Source organism: Providencia sp. 2023EL-00965 (assembly GCF_033550225.1).
GTDB lineage: Bacteria > Pseudomonadota > Gammaproteobacteria > Enterobacterales > Enterobacteriaceae > Providencia > Providencia manganoxydans.
On the sequence record NZ_JAWUEH010000033.1, the window covers coordinates 1 to 6,288 of the forward strand.

Sequence of the window (6,288 nt, forward strand, 5' to 3'; positions counted from 1 at the left end):
CCTACAAGCCATATCAGCGCAGTCATAAAAACAGAAACAGAAGACCAAGTTGACGTTGAATTGGCGAACGCTTCGCCAATAGTAAATTCCCCCATATTAACCTCCGCTCATTCCTTTTCTGATTTTTCTGCGCGCTCTCATTTCTTCGCGACCCAATGAAATAATTCCCCTTTTTTCTTCTATGTCTAAATTTTTAAAATATTGAAGCAACGCGACAATTTTCTCTTTATTATCAAAAAAAGCATCTTCATACTTCAAAACTTCTAAACCTAATAAAATAGCTTCTTTTTCTTTCTTTTTGGTTTCTTCAATTTTTAATTTTTTCGCTTTTTCTCTTTCTATTTTTTCAAGTTTTGCGATTTCGTTTTTTAATTTATTAATTCTTTGCTCGTTTGTAATTGCCATAATAAAATCCTCTTTTTATATATCTTTATTGTCTTTTTTATACTCGTTCATTAAATCATTTTTTACGCTTTGCTCTTTAAATAAACCGCCGATAATATTTAAAGTGCTTGCGATTAAAAAATAAATTAAATAAAGAATTAAAAACCCCATCACTAAACCAAACAATCCAGCCCCGCCGACAACATAATTCATTTTTTACCCCCTTTTTCTTTTCTTCCATATTTAAAATACAAATAAAATAAACTAGGAAAAACAATTAAAAAATCAATCAATAATGTTAAATAAATATTTATTAAGCTCATATATTAACCCCCATTTTATTGATTTTATAAAAACAAATTTCATGAAATTGAAGATCTAAATAATCACTTATTTTCAATTTTAATTTAACTTTATCTTTTATGTTTGAATTATCGATCATGTGATATAAGATGGTTTTAAAATTATAAGTATATTTAAATACATGCTGAAAAAATAATTGAGTTTTTAGCTCTTCAATTTCAACCAAATGAATAAAAAAATCAATATCATTTTTATAAATGCTTTTTATTTTATTAAATAACTTTTTATTATTCTCAATTTTAATAATTTCATTATAATAATTTAATGTTTTTATTTTACTGTTTTTATTAATACAATTAAAAAATCGTGATTTTTCTTTTTTTCTATCAAAATTTTCATTTGATAAAATAATTAAATCTTGAAAAAGATCGAACGTATCAAAAAAATTCACTTTATCCAATACATTATTAATTTTTAATTTTTGTGATTTTTTACATAAATTATTTAACTCGACTTTTAAAAAATACGCTAATTCTTCAAATTCCAGACAACACGCTTTTTTTTCTAAAAGATCTCTTTTTAAATAATCAAAATTCATATGTAATAAATAAAATTCATCCTTTAGACTTTCTAATTTTTTATTTTCCATTTTTCATCCTCTCCTCTTCTTCTTTTTCTTTTTTAATTATTTCCTGATATCTTTTTTCTTGTGCTTCTTTTCTATCTTTTATTTCTTTTTTCATCGTTAAAATAAAATTATTTTTAAACTCTTCTAAATATTCATCCTTACGCTCTTCATATTCTTTTTTATCTACGCAAAAATAACAATAATAATCTTTATCGTAGTTATCTTTTGATCTTAAAACGAACGTAGAAACAAGATCTTTTTTAAAACGAATATTTGATTTACTTTTAAAATTATCTTTAAATTTATTTTTTAAATTTGCTGCTTCGAAATGTTCGTATTTTTCAATATCCATATAATTACAATATTTACTTATGTCATATTTTGCAAAAACTTTAAAATCATTTTTTTTCAAATACTCAAAATATATTTCTTTTATTTCTTCGCCAAACTTTATTATTTCATCATTTCTATTTAATTTTTCGTCTTTATTTCTAATAAAAAACGCATTTAAATAATTTTTATTTTTGTTCCAATCCATAAACTATCCCCTTTTTTTTAACTCTATATTTTTTAAATAATATATTTAATTTAAAAGTCAATTATTAAGCTGTTTTATTTACTTTATTTTTTTATAAAGTATTACTTTTAATATATGTAAAAGTTGCGTTAGCAATAGCTCATTGCTTTGAGAGCTGAAAGCGAACAAATAGCAATGCCCACTTATACATTGTCCTGCGGTCAACGTGTGGGTTTTGAGCAAGCTCAAAAGAAAAGCGCAGACGCGCGCAATGCTTCGCAATTGCTTGCTTACACGCTCACCCCGCCCCATGTTTTGCTTGCGCGCCATAGGGTAGGGGAGAGCTAAAACAAAGGCACACGCGCAACACCGCACACACAAAAAAACAAAGGAGAAAAACAGATGGCACTAATGCACATGCAATTTAAAATTTTAAAGAGATCTGAAGGGAAAAGCGCGGTTTACCTAACCGCTTATAATAATCGCCTACGTGCGCGCGACGAACGCACGGGCGACTTATACAACTACACACAAAAAAGCGATCTTTATTATTCTGAAATAATGCTACCAGAGAACGCGCCCGAGCGTTTCAGTGACCCCGTCACGTTGTGGAATGAAGCAGAGAAGCAAAAACGCAGGGATGCTCAATTGTCGCGCTATACAATAATAGCACTCATGAAAGAGCTAACACCTGAACAAAATAAAGAGCTATTAAAAGAGTATTTAAAAAAGAATTTTGTTAATCATGGAATGATTGCTGATTTTGCAATTCATGACGCTAACGGAAATAACCCTCATGCTCATGTTATGTTTACAATGCAGGAGGTCACAAACACAGGGCTGGGAAAAAAAGTTAGAGAATGGAACAATCCTAAATTAGTTGAAATCTGGCGCAAAAAATGGGCTTTTGAAGTAAATAAAAAATTTAAAGAGTTAAATATTAAAAAAGGAATTTCTCATTTATCAACACTTAGACAAAAAGAACAGCTAATAGATTTAGCAAAAACACAGATAGAAAATGGCAACATAAAAAAAGCTGAGGCAACTATTTATGGCGTAGAAATTTTAGAAAATAAAAAAGTTAAAAAGCGCATCCCGCGCCAAGTATATATGAAATTAAAGAACAAAATTAATAATAAAAAACACATTAAAAAAGAAGAAACAAAAAAAGAAGATAATAAAAAATTTAATAATATAAAAAACGTATTTAATAAATTATTTAGTAATTTTAATAAAAAACGCAAGCAAGAAAAAGAGATCCAAAAATTAGAAAAATTAAAAGTTGATAAAATAAATAATATTAAAAATATGGATAATCGCATTAATTCAATAAGTGACATTTTAGCAAGTGATCAATTAAAAATTGACTTAAAAAACAAAAAAGATAATTTATTAAAAGAGCAACAACAAAGACAAGACTTAAATAATAACAATAAAAAAGATCTTAATTTAATTATTCAGCAACAAAATAAAAGAGAGGTAAAAAATGGAAACAAAAAAAGGAAAGCTTATACCATATCGTGACAAAGAGGGGAACATTATAAAAATGGAAACAATAGAAGAAAGATTCACACGTATTTTTTACACAGAACCAAAGCAAAAAAAAGAGGAAGAAGACGAAGCAGAACGAACAAAAAGAGCGCTAAAATTAAAACCAACAACAACAAACAAAAAAATAAAACGCAAAATTTAACCTATACAAGCCCCAGCGTTGGGGCTTTTTATATGGTTAAAAAGGGCAATCAAGCGTTGCGTCTAAAATCTCAAAAGCTTTTTTGTTTTGTTGTATCATTTGCTCAATTTCGCTTTCTGTAAACAATAAATCAAAATCATTAATTAATTCTTTATTAAATTCATAATCATAGACATCTTTTAAGTTTTTCACTTCGCCCGCTTTTTCAAGTCTTCCGAATGTTGCGCGGGTGCGCGCTTTGATCTTGTTTAACTCAATAATTGCGTCATTTGTAATCATATAATCTTTATTTTTCATTGAGTTAATGATTAAATTTAAGCTGATGTTTTGGTTTTCAATCTGAATTTTTAGCGTTCTTTTTATGCTGTTTACAATGTTTAATCGTTTTCTGTTTAGCGCTTCTTGTAGCGTTTGCTCGCTTAAAACGTATTTATGATCGTCGCACCATTGCGCTGTGTAAAATTTAAGATTTTCGAATTTTTCGCCCATATCTTCATTAATCCTCTCCTCAAGTCGTTTTATTACTTTCTCCTCTTCATATTCGAAAGTTTCAATTTCGCCTACCAATGTTTTATAAATACCGAAAAAACTAATCGCGCGAATACCTTTGATCTGTTTATCAAACTCTCTAAACCAAGCGTCATTTTTAATAACACTGTCGCTTTTGGTGCTATATTTTAAAACGTAGTTGACCACATTATCGCCGCCGTCTTTTAAATCAAAAATTGTTGTGTAAGTTTTTTTAATTTTTTTACCTGTTTTTTCGTCGATTTCTCCCGCGCGCTTTAAGCTGTGCGGCGTTTGAATTCTTAAGATTTTGATAAAAGCGCGACCATTTGGATAATCCGCGCGGTTAAATTCAACACCTGCGCGCTCACATTCTTTTTCAAGACATTTCGTCCACTCTTCCGCCCATTCTGATTCGCTCATAAAAAACGCGCCCTTGGTGTTAAAATATGACCGCGCAATTTGTATTAAAAAATGAATGTGTGGGTGACAATGATCTTCAATATTTCCGCGCGTTACCTCAAAACACCTAAAACCGCCACGGATAACGCTTTTAAGCTTTTTACGCGCTATAAGTCGCGTAAACGCTCGGCTCATTATCTCGAGTGTGATTTTTAGTTGTGTTATGTGTGGATTTTTAATTGTAAGCGTTCCGAAAATAAAACCGTCGGTTTTGTCTGTCTGCTCAATTAACTCAGGTATGATCGTTCTGATTTTTTGTTGATATACGAAAGCACGCACGCGCGCGCATTCTTCGCAATTGCGGTCACGACATCTAAAACTATTCAGGTTTACACAATATCTCTCTTCATCGACGCATATATCGCGATTATTACAACAACCGAAGACACGCCCCGCGCGCTTTTTTAACATCTGCGCGATGTTTTCGTTTTCTTCCTTTTCCGCCCAAGAGTAATAAATTTTAGCAAGTTTCAGGCTTGCGCTTTTTCTCTCATTTAATCTTTTTCCATTCTTCGCATTGTCCGCAAGTCTAAGCGCGCGCGCGGGCTTGACTTTGGCGATCAATGCTTTATTATCATTATAAAGCATATAAAAAAACCCCTTATTTTTTGATCTTCGCACTTTCAAAATTAAGGGTTTTTTTTTATATGTCAAATATTTAAAATCACCGCACTTCTAAAAAACCACATAATAAAAACCACATCATCCCATTTTTAACACTAATCAAAACGACATCAGGGGTCTTCATCCCATTTTTAACAATAAAAAAACCCATTTTTTATGGCTTAATCCCATTTTTTAACACATCAGCCGCTCATCTTTTTTAGTTTTCCTTTTGTCATTTTTTAAGTTTTTCTTTATTTTTTTAAAAAAAGGAGAAAAAGGACAAAACGCCCCGCAAGCCTTGCCACTACTGGATCGAAAGGCATTAAGAACCCACTTTTTGACCAAAGTTGTTTCTTAATAATCAAGTTAAGCTGACGCGCTTCGCTTGTCTAAAACCCAAAACCCAAAAACCAAGGGGAATAAATTCCCTTGTCCGTTCGCATTCGCTCACCTTATCGCCTTCGGCTCATTGCTACGCAACTTATAGGCACTTTAAAAGCATTGAGTAGCTACAAAAGCGAATAAACAAACGCGCCCCCTGTCCGTCCTGTTCTGCTTTTGTAAAGTCACAAAAAAAAAGCACTTTAAAAAGTGCCCTTTTTTTATGACTTCTGAATTAAACACCAATAAGCGAAAGATCAAAATTAGGGTAGAAAGTAGACGCAATAATTGAAATCGTTAATTGTATATTTACAGCTAAAACGCCACCGATAAGATGCGTAAACGCTCTTGGCAAATCTTCGCGTTTCCCCTTAGCTGCTGACTGAAACATTAAAAAAGAACGAAAGATCGCAATAGTCCCCAACGCCTGAACAAAGAGCAATACAGACGTGAGAGCTTCGGCAACGCCCGGAAGCATCCGACCTTTTGGTATCTGCGAAAAAAGCGACTGCGGTTTATATTCGCCGCCATTAACGAGCGTCTCGCTAAGTATAGGAACAAAAGAAGAAACCGCGATCATTAGCGCGCTTATTACAGTCAACCAAATGGGGCGACTTATAGCGACTTTTCCGTCGGCGACAGCTTTAAAATCGACTATTGCGAACCCTGCTAATATCGCACCTACAAGCCATATCAGCGCAGTCATAAAAACAGAAACAGAAGACCAAGTTGACGTTGAATTGGCGAACGCTTCGCCAATAGTAAATTCCCCCATATTAACCTCCGCTCATTCCTTTTCTGATTTTT

General features: G+C 31.9%; 8 protein-coding genes. 2 read left to right on the forward strand and 6 right to left on the reverse strand.

Annotated elements, in window-relative coordinates; all coding sequences use genetic code 11:
- Nucleotides 1-96: 96 nt before the first annotated feature.
- From SC428_RS21750 to SC428_RS21765, 4 genes are all read right to left on the reverse strand, one after another.
- Nucleotides 97-405, reverse strand: a complete 309-nt coding sequence (locus tag SC428_RS21750) for a hypothetical protein (protein WP_318710311.1) — start codon at nt 403-405, stop codon at nt 97-99.
- Nucleotides 406-420: 15 nt separating this feature from the next.
- A complete protein-coding gene (locus SC428_RS21755) occupies nt 421-597 on the reverse strand; it encodes a hypothetical protein (RefSeq protein ID WP_318710312.1) in 177 nt (58 codons plus the stop codon).
- A gap of 106 nt (nt 598-703) precedes the next feature.
- Nucleotides 704-1,336: a hypothetical protein gene (locus tag SC428_RS21760; RefSeq protein WP_318710313.1), complete on the reverse strand. Its 633-nt coding sequence runs from the start codon at nt 1,334-1,336 to the stop codon at nt 704-706.
- Nucleotides 1,326-1,853, reverse strand: coding sequence for a hypothetical protein (locus SC428_RS21765; protein ID WP_318710314.1), 528 nt, complete (start codon nt 1,851-1,853; stop codon nt 1,326-1,328). The genes SC428_RS21760 and SC428_RS21765 overlap by 11 nt, the downstream gene beginning before the upstream one ends.
- Before the next feature lie 381 nt (nt 1,854-2,234).
- Here SC428_RS21765 and mobQ point away from each other — a divergent pair, with 381 nt between their 5' ends.
- Nucleotides 2,235-3,356, forward strand: coding sequence for a MobQ family relaxase (gene mobQ / locus SC428_RS21770; RefSeq protein ID WP_318710315.1), 1,122 nt, complete (start codon nt 2,235-2,237; stop codon nt 3,354-3,356).
- The gene (locus SC428_RS21775) at nt 3,319-3,525 is read left to right on the forward strand and encodes a hypothetical protein (protein ID WP_206277086.1); all 207 of its coding nucleotides are present in this window, start codon (nt 3,319-3,321) and stop codon (nt 3,523-3,525) included. The genes mobQ and SC428_RS21775 overlap by 38 nt, the downstream gene beginning before the upstream one ends.
- A gap of 36 nt (nt 3,526-3,561) precedes the next feature.
- On the opposite strand, the gene SC428_RS21780 is transcribed toward SC428_RS21775, so the two are convergent.
- Complete coding sequence (locus tag SC428_RS21780) at nt 3,562-5,082, reverse strand: protein rep (RefSeq protein ID WP_318710316.1); 1,521 nt, start codon at nt 5,080-5,082, stop codon at nt 3,562-3,564.
- A 634-nt stretch (nt 5,083-5,716) separates the two neighbouring features.
- On the reverse strand, nt 5,717-6,256 hold the full coding sequence (locus SC428_RS21785; RefSeq protein ID WP_318710317.1) for a hypothetical protein: 540 nt from the start codon (nt 6,254-6,256) through the stop codon (nt 5,717-5,719).
- Nucleotides 6,257-6,288: the final 32 nt, after the last annotated feature.

Excerpts from the sequence above, each read along its gene's own strand:
- SC428_RS21780 (WP_318710316.1), bottom strand. The coding sequence starts at position 5,082 with ATGCTTTATAATGATAATAAAGCATTGATCGCCAAAGTCAAGCCCGCG.
- SC428_RS21750 (WP_318710311.1), bottom strand. The coding sequence starts at position 405 with ATGGCAATTACAAACGAGCAAAGAATTAATAAATTAAAAAACGAAATC.
- SC428_RS21765 (WP_318710314.1), bottom strand. The coding sequence starts at position 1,853 with ATGGATTGGAACAAAAATAAAAATTATTTAAATGCGTTTTTTATTAGA.
- SC428_RS21760 (WP_318710313.1), bottom strand. The coding sequence starts at position 1,336 with ATGGAAAATAAAAAATTAGAAAGTCTAAAGGATGAATTTTATTTATTA.
- SC428_RS21775 (WP_206277086.1), top strand. The coding sequence starts at position 3,319 with ATGGAAACAAAAAAAGGAAAGCTTATACCATATCGTGACAAAGAGGGG.
- SC428_RS21755 (WP_318710312.1), bottom strand. The coding sequence starts at position 597 with ATGAATTATGTTGTCGGCGGGGCTGGATTGTTTGGTTTAGTGATGGGG.
- SC428_RS21785 (WP_318710317.1), bottom strand. The coding sequence starts at position 6,256 with ATGGGGGAATTTACTATTGGCGAAGCGTTCGCCAATTCAACGTCAACT.
- mobQ (WP_318710315.1), top strand. The coding sequence starts at position 2,235 with ATGGCACTAATGCACATGCAATTTAAAATTTTAAAGAGATCTGAAGGG.